The sequence below is a fragment of the Virgibacillus sp. JSM 102003 genome, assembly GCF_041949995.1.
Classification (GTDB): Bacteria; Bacillota; Bacilli; order Bacillales; family Amphibacillaceae; genus Lentibacillus.
On the sequence record NZ_JBHFQH010000023.1, the window covers coordinates 16541 to 33052 of the forward strand.

Annotated in this window: 16 protein-coding genes and 2 other annotated features; of the genes, 12 read left to right on the forward strand and 4 right to left on the reverse strand. The window is 37.6% G+C overall.

Annotation, left to right across the window (positions count from 1 at the left end; genetic code table 11):
- Positions 1–70 precede the first annotated feature (70 nt).
- Positions 71–301 (forward strand) — a binding site (T-box leader).
- 319 nt (positions 302–620) lie between these two features.
- The 6 genes from ACE1TG_RS18525 (at position 621) to ACE1TG_RS18550 (ending at position 6066) form a co-directional block, all read left to right on the forward strand.
- Positions 621–1856 (forward strand): IS91 family transposase, encoded by a 1236-nt coding sequence (locus ACE1TG_RS18525; RefSeq protein ID WP_375053895.1) that lies wholly within the window; start codon positions 621–623, stop codon positions 1854–1856.
- The gene (locus ACE1TG_RS18530) at positions 1831–2082 is read left to right on the forward strand and encodes a hypothetical protein (protein ID WP_375053896.1); all 252 of its coding nucleotides are present in this window, start codon (positions 1831–1833) and stop codon (positions 2080–2082) included. The genes ACE1TG_RS18525 and ACE1TG_RS18530 overlap by 26 nt, the downstream gene beginning before the upstream one ends.
- A gap of 57 nt (positions 2083–2139) precedes the next feature.
- Positions 2140–2370, forward strand: a binding site (T-box leader).
- A 125-nt stretch (positions 2371–2495) separates the two neighbouring features.
- Positions 2496–3572 (forward strand): bifunctional 3-deoxy-7-phosphoheptulonate synthase/chorismate mutase, encoded by a 1077-nt coding sequence (locus ACE1TG_RS18535; RefSeq protein ID WP_375053897.1) that lies wholly within the window; start codon positions 2496–2498, stop codon positions 3570–3572.
- Between the two features lie 246 nt (positions 3573–3818).
- Positions 3819–4601 carry a transporter substrate-binding domain-containing protein gene (locus tag ACE1TG_RS18540; RefSeq protein WP_375053898.1) on the forward strand — a complete coding sequence of 261 codons (783 nt, stop codon included), beginning with the start codon at positions 3819–3821 and terminating at the stop codon, positions 4599–4601.
- A 76-nt stretch (positions 4602–4677) separates the two neighbouring features.
- The gene (locus ACE1TG_RS18545; RefSeq protein WP_375053899.1) at positions 4678–5343 is read left to right on the forward strand and encodes an amino acid ABC transporter permease; all 666 of its coding nucleotides are present in this window, start codon (positions 4678–4680) and stop codon (positions 5341–5343) included.
- On the forward strand, positions 5344–6066 hold the full coding sequence (locus ACE1TG_RS18550; RefSeq protein WP_375053900.1) for an amino acid ABC transporter ATP-binding protein: 723 nt from the start codon (positions 5344–5346) through the stop codon (positions 6064–6066). It begins immediately after the preceding gene.
- Between the two features lie 138 nt (positions 6067–6204).
- Here ACE1TG_RS18550 and ACE1TG_RS18555 read toward each other — a convergent pair whose 3' ends face one another.
- Both ACE1TG_RS18555 and ACE1TG_RS18560 read right to left on the reverse strand, forming a co-directional pair.
- On the reverse strand, positions 6205–6597 hold the full coding sequence (locus ACE1TG_RS18555; RefSeq protein WP_375053901.1) for a four-helix bundle copper-binding protein: 393 nt from the start codon (positions 6595–6597) through the stop codon (positions 6205–6207).
- 131 nt (positions 6598–6728) lie between these two features.
- The gene (locus ACE1TG_RS18560; RefSeq protein WP_375053902.1) at positions 6729–7190 is read right to left on the reverse strand and encodes a divergent PAP2 family protein; all 462 of its coding nucleotides are present in this window, start codon (positions 7188–7190) and stop codon (positions 6729–6731) included.
- A gap of 198 nt (positions 7191–7388) precedes the next feature.
- On the opposite strand from ACE1TG_RS18560, the gene guaC reads away from it, so the two are divergent.
- The 6 genes from guaC (at position 7389) to ACE1TG_RS18590 (ending at position 14257) form a co-directional block, all read left to right on the forward strand.
- On the forward strand, positions 7389–8372 hold the full coding sequence (gene guaC / locus ACE1TG_RS18565) for a GMP reductase (RefSeq protein WP_375053903.1): 984 nt from the start codon (positions 7389–7391) through the stop codon (positions 8370–8372).
- Between the two features lie 451 nt (positions 8373–8823).
- Positions 8824–9996, forward strand: coding sequence for a hydroxymethylglutaryl-CoA synthase (locus ACE1TG_RS18570; protein WP_375053904.1), 1173 nt, complete (start codon positions 8824–8826; stop codon positions 9994–9996).
- A 133-nt stretch (positions 9997–10129) separates the two neighbouring features.
- Complete coding sequence (locus ACE1TG_RS18575; RefSeq protein WP_375053905.1) at positions 10130–10750, forward strand: NUDIX hydrolase; 621 nt, start codon at positions 10130–10132, stop codon at positions 10748–10750.
- Positions 10751–10903: 153 nt separating this feature from the next.
- Positions 10904–12157, forward strand: a complete 1254-nt coding sequence (locus ACE1TG_RS18580) for a YeeE/YedE family protein (protein WP_375053906.1) — start codon at positions 10904–10906, stop codon at positions 12155–12157.
- Between the two features lie 279 nt (positions 12158–12436).
- Positions 12437–13045, forward strand: coding sequence for a SafA/ExsA family spore coat assembly protein (gene safA, locus ACE1TG_RS18585; RefSeq protein ID WP_375053907.1), 609 nt, complete (start codon positions 12437–12439; stop codon positions 13043–13045).
- Positions 13046–13417: 372 nt separating this feature from the next.
- The gene (locus ACE1TG_RS18590; RefSeq protein WP_375053908.1) at positions 13418–14257 is read left to right on the forward strand and encodes a glycine betaine ABC transporter substrate-binding protein; all 840 of its coding nucleotides are present in this window, start codon (positions 13418–13420) and stop codon (positions 14255–14257) included.
- A gap of 448 nt (positions 14258–14705) precedes the next feature.
- Here the strand turns inward: ACE1TG_RS18590 and ACE1TG_RS18595 are convergent, their stop codons facing one another.
- Entirely contained in the window at positions 14706–15860 is a 1155-nt protein-coding gene (locus ACE1TG_RS18595) for a hypothetical protein (RefSeq protein ID WP_375053909.1), read from the reverse strand.
- Positions 15853–16395: a sigma-70 family RNA polymerase sigma factor gene (locus ACE1TG_RS18600; RefSeq protein WP_375053910.1), complete on the reverse strand. Its 543-nt coding sequence runs from the start codon at positions 16393–16395 to the stop codon at positions 15853–15855. Before ACE1TG_RS18600 ends, ACE1TG_RS18595 begins: the two co-directional genes overlap by 8 nt.
- Between the last annotated feature and the right edge of the window lie 117 nt (positions 16396–16512).

Consider the following 16512-nt stretch of genomic DNA (forward strand, 5'->3'; position numbering starts at 1 on the left):
AGCGTTGACAAATGACTGAATTTTAGCATATAATTATGAAAATATAATTTTAACAAAAATCAATTAATATAATTTAGCAACGATAGGAATTTATTAGTGATTTATCTCCCTGTTCTAGAGAACTGATGGTGGTGAAAATCAGTCAAAGATAATCATGAATTACAGTCCTTGAGCTTCTTTTTCGTAGTAAGGGTCATATTCTTATGAAGGAAAAGACGGTGGATTGGCCGTTAACAATTTAAGTGGTGAAGCGTAAGTCTATCACAACTAGGGTGGTACCGCGATATCAATCGTCCCTACTGGTTATTAACTGACCAGTAGGGACTTTTTAGTTTAATAGGAAATTATAAAATTTAGGTACTATGGATAACTGGACTTCCGAATCAGCGGCGTCCAGCTACAGCGCCTAGTGGACTTCCCTCCCCGTGTCTACGATAAGTCAACATCGAATCGCTTGCGCTCTTCGTGTATCCTTTATCTCACACGGGTCAGTCCAGTCCATACGGCGCTGAACAGGCGCTTGCGCTTTTGTTCTTGTCTAGGAAATTATAGAATTCCGCGGTTGTGGATAACTTTCTCTGTGATACAATGCATTCATCAACTATTTGGAGAGAAAGAAGATGGCGAAAAAAGGTACTGGTGTAATTAAACAAATTCTAAAAGATCATTTTGCAGGCTTTTGGGAGTTTCACTATGACCGATTTCCTGAAAGCTATCGTGGTGATATAAAAGAAACAGTTGAGAAAACAATTCGTTGCGGGACACGAGATATGGGATATGCTCGTTATGAATGTTTAGGCTGTGATGGGAATCCTTCGCCGAAATTTGTGTGTTTCACATGTAAAAGCCGATTTTGTCATCGGTGTGGAAAAAAATATACAGATGAATGGTCAGATAAACAACAGGAAATGATTTTCGATGTTCAGCATCGCCACATGGTATTCACCATTCCTCAGCAATTAAGAAACATATTCTATGAGGATCGCAACAAACTTAAAGAATTAAGTAAACAAGTTGCAGAGGTGTTTCAATACCATAACTATCATCGGAGTAATAAAAGAGGATTACGCTCAGGTATTATCACGGTAATCCATACGTTTGGTCGTGACCTCAAGTTCAATCCACATGTACATGCTTTAGTTACAGAAGGAGCACTGGATAATCAAAATGAATGGAGATCTAGTGGGTATATCCCATATGAGTACCTGAGGAAGTCATGGCAAAAAGTTGTCTTAGATTTATTAAAAAAATGGTTTCCTGGAAACCGAAAAGTCAATGAACTTATAGATGACTTGTACAGAGGGTATCCAAATGGTTTTTATGTGAATGCTGAAAAGAAAATAAAAAATGCCAATGGTGTCGCAAGATACATAGGTCGATATTTAGCACGTCCAGCAATTGCTGAGTATCGTATTGAAGCATATGACGGAGAAACGGTTCATTATTGGTATGAAGATCATCATACAGGAAAACGAGTAGATAAAAAAGCCCGTGTCTATAGATTTTTATTTGAGCTACTCCAACACATCCCACCAAAACATTTTCGAATGGTTGGAAGGTATGGATTGTACAGTAGAAGAGCTCATCACAAGGCACAACAAATATTAAGCCTTCATGCGTTCATGCGAACCAAACAAATTGCATTATTATTAGAAACAAAGCGTAAGAAGAAAACTTATCGTCAACGTATGATTGAATCATTTGAACATGATCCTTTTCAATGTCCTCATTGCCAAAGGCAAATGGATCTTGTAGGGATATGGCATAGTGATTATGGATGGATTTATCATTATATGGAAGATACAGAAGATGTAAAGAAATGGAGGGAGTATGGCCTTGTCCAACAAACAGGATAATAATGAATTTGATAAATGGTTAGAGGATGATGATCCATTAGGTTTAAATGAGGAAATAGAGGAGATTGTCCTATTTCGATGCCTGGATTGTAAAGGAACTGATAAAGTCCCTGGATTTATCGTAGGTGAATTTAGTGTGGATCTAAATAAAGGGGAGGAAGTCGAATTACATTGTCCTCACTGTAACGGCACAATGATAGAAGCGAGAAACGCCCCAAGTGAATAATTCTCACCTGGGACGTGATTAGGCGCGTTAGCGCTTTTGTTCTATAATTGCATAATGCTAAAGGCAATGAAAGGAAAAAAGTAGTGTCTTATCTCCCTGTTATAAGAGAGCTGATGGTGGTGGAAATCAGTCACAGATAAGCATGAATTACAATCCTGGAGTTTCTTTCTCGTAGTAAGGAATTTTTCTTTGCGAAGGGGAAGACGGTCATATGATCGTTAACAATTTTAAGAGGTGAACAATTTTGTTCACAATATGGGTGGTACCGCGTGTGAAATCGTCCCTGTCGTTCTATGACGGCAGTGGGCGATTTTTTATTCATTTAAGGAGGTGATGCTTCTGGAGAACCGGAAGCAGGTTGACAGTTTATGTAATGAGTCAAAAATAATAATGAAATCAGGAGGAATTAACCTATGTCTACAAACGAATTAAATGAGCTACGTAACAAAATTGATGAGATCAACTTGGAAATTCTAACATTATTGAACCAACGAGCTGAAGTTGTGCAAGAGATTGGCCAGCATAAGGAGAAACAAGGCACAGTACGCTTTGATCCTGTTCGTGAACGTCAATCACTTGATTTAATTAATGAGCACCACGACGGGCCGTTTGAAAGATCAACTATACAACATATTTTTAAGGAGATTTTTAAAGCAAGTTTAGAGCTGCAGGAAGATGACCATAAGAAGGCATTACTAGTCTCACGAAAAGCGCGTCCTGAAGACACAATTGTAGATGTTAATGGCCAGAAAATCGGAAATGGAGAGCAAGGTTTTATTATGGGGCCATGTGCTGTTGAAGGCTATGATCAGGTTAAAGAAGTTGCCTTAGCAATGAAGGAACAAGGCCTTACTTTAATGAGAGGAGGCGCGTTCAAGCCACGTACCTCTCCATATGATTTTCAAGGTATGGGGTTAGAAGGTCTGCATATTTTAAGAAAAGTTGCTGACGAAGTAGGCATGTCGGTGGTAAGTGAAATTCTTACCCCACATGATGTAGAAGAAGCATTGGATTATGTTGATGTTATTCAAGTAGGTGCCCGTAACATGCAAAATTTTGAATTACTGAAAACAGTAGGAAGAGTCAATAAGCCTGTATTGCTGAAAAGAGGGCTTTCTGCAACAATTCAGGAATTTATTAATGCAGCAGAATACATTATTTCACAAGGGAATGATCAAATCATTTTATGTGAACGTGGTATTCGAACATACGAAAAAGCAACAAGAAATACCTTAGATATCTCAGCTGTCCCTATTTTGAAAAAAGAAACCCATTTACCCGTTGTAGTTGATGTAACACATTCTACAGGAAGAAAAGATTTACTATTTCCAGCAGCAAAAGCGGCATTGGCAATCGGAGCAGATGCCATTATGGCTGAAGTTCATCCAGATCCTGCTGTTGCATTATCTGATTCAGCTCAACAGATGAATATCCCTGAATTTAATAAGTTTATCGAGGAATTAAAGGTTTTTAAGGGGAAATTGGCGTAAAGTTTTTTTCGGTAACTAGAAATTCCCTTCCAAATATTGTATGAAATCTATAAACTATGGCATGTATTATAGTTAAATTGAGTATATCAGAGCTATTGTACACTATTAAACACTAAATTTGTAAGAGTCTGAAATATAACATTTTTTATAGGTATACAGCCCTAAATAGGAATTTGAAAAGTGTGAATACTATGAGAATATATAAAAATACAATATAAATAATATTAATAAGGGGGAATAGTTAACGTGAAAAAGAAACTAACGTTATTATTTATTGCAATTATTTCAATCAGCTTACTTGCCGCCTGTGGCTCAAGTGAGACAAGTGGAGATGGTGACGGAGAGGGAAAGACTTATTCTGTCGCTACGGATTCCAACTTTCAGCCATTTGAATATAAGAATCCCGACACTGGTGAAATGGAAGGCTTCGATATTGAATTGATGAGAGCTATCGCTGAAGAATCTGGCTTTAATGTAGAATTTGAAACGATGGCGTTTGATGGGTTGCTTGCATCAATGAGAACAGGAAAAAATGATATAGGTATTGCTGGTATTTCTATTACGGAGGAACGTGAGGAGTTCATCGATTTCTCTGACAAATATTATGATTCCGGTTTAATCCTTGCAGTCCCTGCGGATTCTGATATTGAATCAATCGAGGATGTAGATGGATTAAAAGTTGGGTCACGTCAAGGGTCAACAAGTAATGACTATTTAAAGGCTAATACGGATGCAGAAGTTGAAGCTTATCCAGAGATTGTAACAGCCTATATGGACTTGGAAAGAGGCCGTCTTGATGCCGTTTTATATGATTTACCAAATGTGAAGTATTATATTAAGGAAAATGCTCCAGATAAATTAAAAACAGTTGGTAAAGTAATGGAAGGTCAGCCATATGGTATTGCGTTACCAGAAGGATCTGACCTTGTAGAATCGGTAAATGAAGGGTTAGCGGCAGTGAAAGAAAATGGAACATATGCAGAAATTTATAAGAAGTGGTTTGGAACAGAACCACCAGAATTAGAATAGTCAACTGTGCAGACTACAAATCAAGCGTAACAAGTAATTGCTTGTTACGCTGTTTTATTAAGGAGAGAGATACAGAATGATTTATACTACGTTTATGGAATCAGCATATGTTCAAAGTTTGCCTTTCTTATTAAATGGCCTAAAAATAACAGTAATGATTACAGTTATCGGTTTGTTTATAGGTATGATTATTGGGTCGTTAGCTGGCTTGGGTAAACTTTCTAAAAACAAAATAATAAGAGGGTTCTGGTCGGTTTATGTTGAGGTCGTTCGTGGGACACCAATTCTGGCTCAAGCACTATTTCTTTATTATGGTGTTTCCGAGGATTTAATAGGCTTGAACATTACGTCGTTTACAGCTGGTGTTATTGCAATAGCTGTCAATGCTGGTGCATATATTGCTGAAATTGTTCGTGGTGCTGTTTATTCAATTGACAAAGGGCAGCATGAAGCAGGACGCTCAATGGGACTGACGGAAAACCAAACGATGCGGTACATTATTTGGCCACAAGCATTTAAACGAATGATTCCACCTCTTGGAAACCAATTTATTATCAGCTTAAAGGATACATCTGTATTTTCGGTTATCGTAGTACATGATGTCGTGTTTATGGCTAAAGAGTACTACAATACAACCTTTGAAATTTTTGAAACATTAGTTATGGTTTGTTTACTTTACTTATGTATAACGGTGCCAACAGCACTATATTTGAACAGACTGGAAAGGAAGCTGGATGTATAAATGATTACAGTAGAAGATTTACACAAATCGTTCGGTGACTTAGAGGTTTTAAAAGGAATTGATGCTAAAGTTGATGAGAGTGAGGTTGTGTGCGTAGTTGGGCCGTCAGGTTCCGGGAAAAGTACATTTCTTAGATGTATCAACCTTCTTGAGGATATAACTGCAGGCGAAATTACGATTGACGGAGACAAATTAACAGATCCAAACGTTAATATAAATGAAATACGCTCTCAAGTGGGAATGGTTTTTCAGCACTTCAACTTATTCCCTCATAAAACGGTATTAGAAAATATTACGCTTGGTCCTATCAGAGTAAAAAATCTAACCGAAAACGAAGCAAAAGATGTCGCACTTTCACTTCTTGAAAAAGTAGGATTATCAGATAAAGCAGATGATTATCCTGACAGCCTTTCAGGTGGACAAAAGCAACGTGTGGCAATTGCCAGGTCTCTTGCAATGAATCCTAAAGTTATGCTGTTTGATGAGCCTACATCTGCTCTTGACCCTGAACTTGTTGGCGATGTGCTTGAGGTAATGAAAGATTTAGCAGAAGAAGGGATGACAATGGTTGTCGTAACGCATGAGATGGGATTTGCCAGAGAAGTGGGGGACCGTGTGTTATTTATGGATGAAGGAATAATTATGGAAGAGGGAGATCCGCAGCAAATTTTTGATAACCCTCAAAATCCACGAACACAATCATTTTTAAGCAAAATCTTATAAATTGTAAAAAGGCAATTCTTTTATTGACAAGAGATTGCCTTTTTATAATGTATTTTCCAGTATTGGTGTGACAACTGATAGTCATAATACCCATTCGTTTTATTAAGAAAACCTCCACTTAAAAGTGAGGATAATATATTAAGAAGTAGCCATATTCCTGCATGATTCCGCGCATTCACGGCAAATTTTTGCACACTCCTGGCAATGGTCGTCCGTAAATTTTTCACACTCGACTGCGCATGCCTCACAAATAGTCGCGCAAATCTGGCAGTGCTGACTGGCGAATGTACTGTTTCGAGACATTAAAGCTGCTGATTGAAAACAAGTTTCAGCACAATCAACCAACGTCTGAATACATCTGATTCTAGCTTGAACATCTGGTTCTTGTAGGCAAGCGGTTGTGCATTCCTCGCAGGCTCGGGCGCAATTAAGGCATGCTTGAATACAATTATCCATGTTTATTGGCGATGTTGATAATACTCCCATTTTAAAACCTCCAAAATTTTTAATCGATGTTAATATGTGTAACATGAGACTATTCCATACCGTCTGCACTCAAAAGAATAATTTCATGGCCCTTAAAGCTTTTTTAAACAAAACATGAGCTTGGATAATAGGCTAAGTTCATTTCATGTAGACCATTGATATGTATCAATTGCGCTTCAGTTCTTTTCTGTTTGATAACTAATAGATCCTATAACAATCCCTAATAGCGCACCGCCAGCTACCTCAATTGGCATGTGCCCAAGCAATTCTTCCAATTTTTTCTTTCGTTCTTTGTGATAAATACCAGGATGCTCATTTGCAAATCTTTCTAATTGTTCGTTTAGTATGTTTACTTCCATGGCGATTTCACCAGTTTGTCTGCGGATTCCCATGGCATCATAAACGACAATCAGCCCAAAAATACTGCTGACGCCGAATTCAATTGAAGGAACACCTTTTTTAAGTCCTACATAAGTGGTAAGAGCTGTAACTGCTGAAGAGTGGGAACTTGGCATATCGCCGGAACCAATCAGCCTCGTCCAATCCCATGTACCTTCTTCTAAATATTTCAGTGGTACCTTCAGGAATTGAGCGGCACCTATACCTATTAACGCCGTTATCATTGATCGATTTAACATATGGTCACCTCAAGATTTAGGATGAGAATAAATTCTGCTTTTTATTCAAAAACGTTTTGATTGGGTTCGTTGAATAGGACTATTTACATAAATAGTTGCAAAATTCTTTGACATAATGCAAATAATGATGTAAATTACATAATGTACGAACATTAATTTAAATTATAAATAAAACATTCGTTTTTAAGAGGTGTTACTGTGGAAAATGCATTTGATTATGAAGATATTCAATTAATTCCCGCAAAATGTGTGGTAAATAGCAGGTCCGAATGTGATACAACTGTAAGCCTAGGTGGGTACACTTTTAAAATGCCTGTGGTTCCAGCGAATATGCAAACCATAATAGATGAAAAGATTGCACTATCCTTAGCGGAAAATGGCTACTTTTATATCATGCATCGCTTTGAACCTGAGACACGTGTCGCTTTTATTAAAGATATGATTTCACGTGGATTAATTGCATCTATTAGTGTAGGGGTAAAAGCTGAAGAGTATGATTTCATCCAGTATTTAGCTGATGAACAGCTTACACCACAATTCATCACAATTGATATTGCACATGGACATTCCAATGCAGTCATTCAAATGATTGAGCATATTAAACAAAAACTACCAGAAAGTTTTGTTATTGCTGGAAATGTCGGTACTCCAGAAGCGGTAAGAGAACTGGAGCATGCTGGCGCGGATGCAACAAAAGTTGGGATTGGCCCAGGGAAGGTATGTATAACAAAGGTAAAAACCGGATTTGGAACCGGCGGGTGGCAATTAGCAGCAATAAGATGGTGTGCAAAGGCAGCAAGTAAACCGATAATTGCGGATGGTGGCATTCGTACTCATGGTGATATAGCTAAATCAATTAGATTCGGTGCCTCTATGGTCATGATTGGCTCATTGTTTGCTGGACATGAGGAATCTCCAGGTGAAACAATTGAAAAAGATGGAAAGTTCATTAAGGAATACTTTGGTTCTGCTTCAGAGTTTCAAAAAGGTGAAAAGAAAAATGTGGAAGGCAAGAAAATGTATGTGGAGCATAAAGGTTCACTTAAAGATACATTGATTGAAATGGAGCAGGATCTTCAATCAGCCATTTCTTATGCTGGAGGAAGCAAATTGCAGGCAATTCGAAATGTAGACTATGTTATTGTGAAGAATTCTATTTTTAATGGGGATAAAGTATATTAAGTAAACAGATTCCGCTTTTATTAGGCATTGAATCTAGCTGTAAGCGGACATACTGGTGTCCGCTTACAAAGTTTTATTAAAGAAATTAGGTTGATGAATCCTCGTTCCGTTATTTGTTGAAATTTCCTCATTTAGAGGCTTGTTTCGGATCCTCATTCCGTTATCCCTCTCTCGATTTTGCATTAATTCTATAACTGACTCCTCATTCATATAACAATAAACTTCTATAATACATTACAGCTTGAGCAGAATACTTAATAAGGAATAGAATTTTTCACCATCGCGGAAATTTAATTCTGTTGTTATTTATAGTAAAATATAGTTTAGCCACTTTTTGTATATACTGTGGACTGATTTTAGTAGTAGGAAGTATAAAATTATCTTAATGCATAATTGCAACTAAGATAGTCGCCATTGGGCTTGGTGAATGTTAAGTAAAGGAGAACTCATCGTGAAAATAGGGATAGATAAAATAGGCTTTTATGCACCTCATTTATATGTTGATATGAACAAACTGGCTGTCAGCAGAAATGTGGAGCCTAAGAAATTTACAATTGGTATTGGACAGGAGAAGATGTCAATACCTCCGATTACACAAGATCCAGTTACGTTAGCAGCGAATGCCGCTTTGGAAGTATTGGACGAGAAAGATAAGGAAGCGATTGATTTTGTTATTTTCGGTACAGAGTCAGGCATTGACAGCTCTAAATCAGCGGGCGTTTATGTACATGACTTATTAGGGTTAAATCCATACGCCCGCGTTATCGAAGTAAAACAGGCTTGTTATGGAGCGACTGCTGGCATTCAAATGGCAAAAGGACATATTGCATTGAATCCAAAGAGCAAGGTCTTGGTGCTGGGTTCAGATATTGCAAGGTATGGTTTGGATACACCAGGAGAGGCAACACAAGGGGCTGGAGCAGTTGCATTAGTAGTTAGTGCAGATCCTAACATTATGGCACTTGAAGATCAGAGTGTATATTTTACCTCTGATATTATGGACTTTTGGCGTCCCGTATATTCTGACAAAGCTTTTGTTGACGGGAAATTGTCGAATGAACAATACATTTCATTCTTTTCTAAAGTATGGGAGCAATACAAGACGAAAACTGGTCTTGTGCTAAATGACTTTGAGGCAATTTGTTTCCACCTTCCATATACAAAGATGGGACATAAAGCGTTGAGAACTGTTTTGGATGAAGGATCAGAAGATACGGTAGATCGATTAGTAGCAAACTATAAAATAAGTACAGGCTATAATAGAAATGTAGGAAACATTTATACTGGCTCATTATACCTAAGTTTGCTTTCGCTTCTTGAACAAAAGGAGGACTTGGCAGCAGGGTCAAGAATTGGGTTATTCAGTTATGGCTCCGGAGCAGTTGGGGAATTTTTCACTGGAATTTTACAGCCAAATTACAGGGAACATTTGCATGTGGAAAAACATAACGATTTATTTTCCGCAAGAAAAGAAGTAACGGTTCCAGAATATGAGGAAATTTTCCAGCAGACGCTGCCAACTGATGGATCAACCATTAATCTGGATATAAATAACGATCCTGCGTCCATTTGCTTGTCAGGTATGGATGATAATAAACGGCAATATGTCAATAAGGTAAAATAACACTTACTGAACAACTCTGGATTGATAATTCTTTCCAGAGTTTTTTTCGTCCGCTTTCTAAATGGAAGTAATGGCATTCAATGGTATGTTATGATTGAATATAATCTCTTCTATAGTAAATTGAGGTGACTATATGGATGCAAATTCAATTTTTGCAAAAGTGAAAGAACATACCCCTAAAATTCTTGGCAGTGAAAGTTTTTCTAAATTTGCAGTACTTATACCACTTGTTGAGAAGGATGAAGGAATTCATGTGCTATTTGAAGTTCGGTCACATTCATTAAAAAGACAGCCGGGAGAAATTTGTTTTCCTGGAGGAAGGCTTGATAATCGTGACAAAACAGAACAGGATGCTGCAATAAGGGAGACAACGGAAGAACTGGGTATTGAGAGAACAGATATTTCAGAAATTCACCCATTAGATTATCTTGTTTCTCCGTTTGGTATGATTGTTTATCCGTACGCGGGTTTTCTCAGGGAAACTGATCATATAGAAGCGAATCCTTCCGAAGTTGAGGAGGTATTTACGGTCCCGCTGAAGTTTTTTATGGAAACGAATCCGGATGTTCATCGCGTAAACATGGGTATTGAACCGGAGGAAAATTTCCCTTTTGAATCGATTGTTGGGGGACGTAACTATAATTGGCGGAGCGGAAAGATGGATGAATACTTCTATACTTACGACAATAAAGTTATATGGGGGATGACTGCAAAGATAATTTCTCATTTTGCTGCAATTATTCAGGATAAATAACCAATAATAAAGGTGTTTTTCACCCCGAGTAAGATTTCAATTAATGGAGTCTTACTCGGGGTTTTTGTTTGGCCAAATTTTCGTTGACACTAAAATGATTAGTCGTTATTATGGAATAATTCCTATTAAGTTTATAAGGAAAGGATGTTTTAAATGGCTACGAAAGCTCAACCTATAGATGAAGTGAAAGATCCAGTACCACAAAATAGTACTGAATTAAATAAGCCTCAAATGCCGCTAATAATTGGTGGGCTGATTGTTGGGGCTATCTTAATGATTTACCTTATGGCGACACAAAATATTGTTCAGCCGTTACTGCTTGTAATTGGCCTGTTGCTTGGATATACACTTTTTCATGCTCGCTTTGGCTTTACATCAGCATTTCGCAGGCTTATGTCTGTTGGAAATGGGAAGGCGTTACGTTCACATATGCTAATGTTAGCTGTTGCAGTTACATTATTTGCTCCAATTCTGGCATTTGGTTACTCATTCTTTGGAGGAGGCGTCGCTGGTTATGTTGCGCCAGTGGGTGTTAGTCTCTTTGTTGGTGCTTTCATGTTTGGAATAGGTATGCAGCTTGGTGGAGGGTGTGCATCCGGAACGCTTTATGCAGTCGGTGGTGGACGCTCTGTTATGTTTGTAACGCTATTATTCTTTATTGTTGGTTCAACAATCGGAGCCTATCATCTTCCATTTTGGACGCAAGAGCTACCAGCGTTTGAACTTATTTTTTTAGCAACATCCACAGGACTAGGATATGGTGGTGCCTGGATTTTGTCGATTTTGTTATTTGGATTGATTTCCTGGATTACTTTAGTTGTAGAAAAAAAGAGAAAAGCACCTAAAATGGCAACTGTTCCGTCAACTAATGGCTGGAAGAGAATTTTACGTGGATCTTGGCCATTGTTCGCAGCAGCAATTGCATTGGCAGTTCTTAATGCCTTAACACTAATGACTCGAGGTGCACCTTGGGGTGTTACTTCAGCTTTCGCATTATGGGGATCAAAAGCAGCACAATTTCTAGGGATCGATGTAGCTAGCTGGGGGTATTGGCAAGGAGCAAACGCAGCTGTTTTAGAGTCATCGATTTTTATGGACTCAACAACTGTTTTGAATCTAGGGGTTATTTTGGGAGCATTTCTCGCTTCAGCAGCAGGTGGACTTTTCAAATTTACGAAAATAAACAGTAAAAATGTTGCCGCAGCCGTAATTGGAGGTTTAATGTTAGGTTATGGTGCACGTCTCGCATTCGGTTGTAATATTGGCGCATATTTTGGAGGAATTGCTTCATTCAGTCTTCACGGCTATATTTGGGGGATACTGGCATTAGCTGGAACCTTTGTAGCACTCTATCTCAGGCCGTTATTTGGGTTGTCTGTCCCTAAATCAAAAGATTCGTTTTGTTAATCTATCATTAGTATCACCATGTGAATTACTTGCATGGTGATTTTATTTATTACTAGATTACGGCAACTGAGCTTAAGGCAATTCTTTTTATAAAATAATATGCGATAATATTTCGTTTATATTACAAAAAATAGACTTGAAAAGTGTGCTATCATAACGTTTGCCAATCTTTATGCATCAATGTAATTATATCGTAATAAACTTTCCAAATATTTAGTAATGACTAAATCTCTGAAACTCTTTATTCTAGCACTATAACCAAAAGAAAGGATGTTTTTCATGATTAACAAGATCAGCAAAATTGCTATCATATCAATCTTATCATTAGCTTTACTATTTCCTGCTACTACAATGGCAGCTGATTCATATACGGTTGAACCCGGGGACACACTTTGGAAAATTGCTTTAAAAACTACTACTGGAGTAAGCGAGTTAATTGAAGCAAATCCTCAACTTTCAAACCCCGACCTGATTTATCCGGGACAGAAAATTAATATCGTGGTAAACGAGGAATACAATCAGGAACAGGAAGTTATTAGACTAGTTAATAAAGAAAGAGCTGAAGCAGGTTTGCCTGCATTGAAGTACGATTGGGAGCTTGCTAGAGTAGCAAAATATAAATCCAGAGACATGAATAATGTTGGATACTTTAGCCATAATAGCCCAACTTATGGTTCACCATTTACGATGATGAAAGACTTTGGAATCTCCTATAAATCAGCAGGGGAAAATATCGCAAGAGGTCAAGCGTCAGCAGAAGAAGTTGTTAATGCGTGGATGAATAGTCCTGGACACAGGAAAAACATTTTAAATGAAAATTACACACACATTGGAGTAGGGTATGTGGATGATGGTCACCACTGGACTCAAATGTTTATAAAAAAATAAGTAGTAATTATTAATTAATCCGTGAGTTCTTATTAATAGAATTCACGGATTATTTCATTAAAATATAGATGCATGCAGGTAAGCGTTTTTATTTTCATTGGCAGATAAGTATGTTTAAATCCTTTCTTACTGCATAAATGCAACTAAGGCTTATCTATATAAAGGCTTTGCGATAAGTCAAGTTTTCTATAAAAATTTCTAAAAAAAACATTCAGAATGTGTTATTATAAAGTTCGAAGTACGAGTGGAACATAAGGAGTTGGGAATTACCCCGTACTTAAAATAATAAAATGGAAGCGTGTGAGTATAATTATTAATTCAGCAAAAAGTGCAAGAATAATGATCTTTTTTTTGAGTCTGAGCCTTATTCTTGTGTTAACAGCATGTAATGGGGAACAGCAAGAAAGTCAAGACAACAAGGATAACCAAAAAGAACAAAAAACAATATCGATTGGGTTAGATCCATATGATTATGCAACCGTTCCTGCATATCTTTCAAAGGAAATTTTAGAGCAGCAAGGTTTTGAGGTGGAGATTGTGGAGGGCCAAATTGGTATATTATATGAAGCTCTAGCTAATCAGGAAATTGATGCATTTATTGATATTTGGGCCCCGAACCTGCAAAGTTCCTATTTAAAGGAGTATGAAGGCCAATTTGAGATTGCTGGTACATTGTATTCAGACATGCCACTGGGCGTAGCTGTTCCTGCATACATGGAAGATGTTAATTCAATTGCTGACTTAAACAAGTATAAAGAGAAATTCGACAAGAAAGTCTATGCAATCGATCCAGGCAGTGGGATGGCAGATACGACAAAGAAAATGGTAGAAGCATACAACATGAAAGATTTTGAAATAAAGAACAGCAGTACAGCAGCTATGCTTGCTCAAGTTGAAAGTGTAATGAAGGATAAAGGTGGAATTGTTTTTAATGCATGGCGTCCTCACCCTATGTTCGTGCGAATGGATTTGAAATTTTTAGATGATCCCAAAAACGTATGGAAGCTTGATGATGTTCAAGTAGGTGTTACCCCTAATTTACAAGAACAATCCCCAACAGCCTATACACTGTTTTCTAATATGAAACTTACACTTGATCAGGTTGAGAAGTGGATCATGGCTATTGATACTGAGGGTAAAACCCCTGAAGAGTTAGCGGAAGCCTGGGTTGAGGAAAATCAGGACAAGGTTAATAAGTGGTTAGAAAAATAATAAATAATGACTCCTCAATGAGAAAAAACTTGAACAGGATAGACAGGGTATGAACTGTCCATCCTGTTTTTTTATTGAATAGCGTACTTTAAAATCAAGTGCTGAGGATAATTGGACATCAGAATTAGCGACGTCCAGCTCCAGCGCCTAGCTCCTAGTGGACTTCCTTCCCCGTGTCTACGATAAGTCAACATCGAATCGCTTACGCTCTTCGTGTATCCTTTATCTCGAACGGGTCAGTCCATACGCGCTGAACAGGCGCTTGCGCTTTTGTTCTTGTATAGGAAATTATAAAATTTAAGTGCTGAGGATAATTGGAATCCGAATCAGCGACGTCCAGTTCCGACGTACAGGACGTACTAGTGCCGGTGACGCCACAGGACGTGGCGTTCTCACCGGCCAGCGCCTAGCGCCTACATTAGGTTCTGGATGATAAGTTCAAGGTTTATTAATTTGGAGGATTTTCCAGTACAGTAATTCCGTTAGTTTCTAGTTTGTGCCAGTCTGTTACGGTTGATTTGTCCAATACAACGGTTTCTAAATTTTCGAGTTCCATAATATCTTCAGCATTTCCTCTAAAGGAACTTTCTTTAATGTTCAAATAGGTGATTTTGTCTAAGCCAGTTGAAACAGAACTTAAATCGTTAAGAGTTGGTCCAACAAATGTCACTTTATTCAGGTTTGGGATTACTTCCAAAAGATGTTCAGGGATAATAGCTTGATTTAGTGTTAGCGATGTTAATTGTGACATGGCTCTAAAATGTTTTAGGTCTCCTTTTACATCATAGATTCCGCTTGATTCAGAAGCATTTACCTTTAATGTCTCTATCTTTTGAAGGTCATCTTTTGTTAAACTCTCTGGTTGTTTATTAATGGATTCACCTATGGATTCCAATACTAATCCTTGCATATCAAGCGTGTATTTTAGTTGTACCCGCTCTTGGTCTTTACCTATAAAGTACCCGTCGGAAGTATATTTTTCGGTTACGATACGTTCCCCGTTTTTGGATAAATAAGTGAGCATCGCTGATTGTAACTCGTTCTCGTTCTTCCAGGTAATCTGAAATAGGATACCAAGGTTTCCTTGCTTAAAGTCTTCTTCACCAAAAGACGTGTTTTTTACATGATTAAAGTCATCTGACTTGAAATAAACGAATTCACTGGTTAAATTAGTAGTGCCTGTTGAAGGGTTTGTTTTTTCGTAAGTAAGTCCTTCACCGTATTTTCCATACAATGATTTGGCCTCCTGCAGCGTTAAGTCATAATTGAAACTCTCTTTAATTTGTTCAGTTTTCGGTTTTACTTTAGAGGAGTAATCGACTGGATTGTTACTCTCGTTTGGCTCCTGATTTTTTTTGTCAGCTGAATGTTCTGGAGGTAAAGGCTGTTGAAAAGGATTATCTGAACCTGCATAATAAATAAATCCACTAACCAAAGAAATAAAGAATAATGCTGTAACAACTTTTGGGAAAGCGATAAATCGTCTCTTTTTATGATTAGTATTTTGTTTCCATTCATAAAATTGCTCACGGTCTGCATTGGTAAACAGGGGTTTTTCACTTATTTTCCGATTAAGGGACTTTTTAAGTTCTTTTTTATCCAAGGGTCCATTCCTCCTTACTGACATGTTGGTTTATTAACTTTTTTGCTCGTTGCATCCGGGTTTTAATTGTTGAAACAGGAGCACCCGTGACTTCGGCAATTTCCTTCAATGACATGTTCTGCTGAAATGTTAAGATCATTACTTCTCTATTCTTAATGGGTAAGTTTAGTATTGCTTCTGCTATCTCATCCCACTGTTCTTGTTGAATAATTGTCTTTTCTGCATCTTGATGATCCTTTTGGTCGAACCACTGATCTTTTACGAGTTTGATGCGATGGAGTGGTGATCGCAAATAATCTTTGCAGCGGTTGATGGCAATTCTGATCACCCAAGTTATTAATTGAGATCGACCATCATATTTTTCCCATTTTCTATATATTAGGATCAGCACTTCCTGAAATAAATCGTCGGTCGTGTGGTGGTTTTTAACGTATGAATAAATTATTCGTTTGACGGCTTCACCATAATGATCCATTATGAATTCAATTGCTTGATCTCGAGTAAGGTTAGTTGTATCATTCGTATCCTCGGTCACCTGCTCATCTCTCCTTCCCTACATTATTAACGAGTGAAATCGGGCAAAAGTCTGCTTTAGAGTTGATTTCTCCTTATTTTCTTTCCAGAACTTCTTCTTGGCAGTTAAGAAAGCATA

Bases quoted from the DNA above. Each gene is read 5' to 3' on its own strand.
- ACE1TG_RS18525 (WP_375053895.1), top strand. From the start codon at position 621: ATGGCGAAAAAAGGTACTGGTGTAATTAAACAAATTCTAAAAGATCAT.
- ACE1TG_RS18530 (WP_375053896.1), top strand. From the start codon at position 1,831: ATGGCCTTGTCCAACAAACAGGATAATAATGAATTTGATAAATGGTTA.
- ACE1TG_RS18535 (WP_375053897.1), top strand. From the start codon at position 2,496: ATGTCTACAAACGAATTAAATGAGCTACGTAACAAAATTGATGAGATC.
- ACE1TG_RS18545 (WP_375053899.1), top strand. From the start codon at position 4,678: ATGATTTATACTACGTTTATGGAATCAGCATATGTTCAAAGTTTGCCT.
- ACE1TG_RS18550 (WP_375053900.1), top strand. From the start codon at position 5,344: ATGATTACAGTAGAAGATTTACACAAATCGTTCGGTGACTTAGAGGTT.
- ACE1TG_RS18555 (WP_375053901.1), bottom strand. From the start codon at position 6,597: ATGTTACACATATTAACATCGATTAAAAATTTTGGAGGTTTTAAAATG.
- ACE1TG_RS18560 (WP_375053902.1), bottom strand. From the start codon at position 7,190: ATGTTAAATCGATCAATGATAACGGCGTTAATAGGTATAGGTGCCGCT.
- ACE1TG_RS18575 (WP_375053905.1), top strand. From the start codon at position 10,130: ATGGATGCAAATTCAATTTTTGCAAAAGTGAAAGAACATACCCCTAAA.
- ACE1TG_RS18580 (WP_375053906.1), top strand. From the start codon at position 10,904: ATGGCTACGAAAGCTCAACCTATAGATGAAGTGAAAGATCCAGTACCA.
- safA (WP_375053907.1), top strand. From the start codon at position 12,437: ATGATTAACAAGATCAGCAAAATTGCTATCATATCAATCTTATCATTA.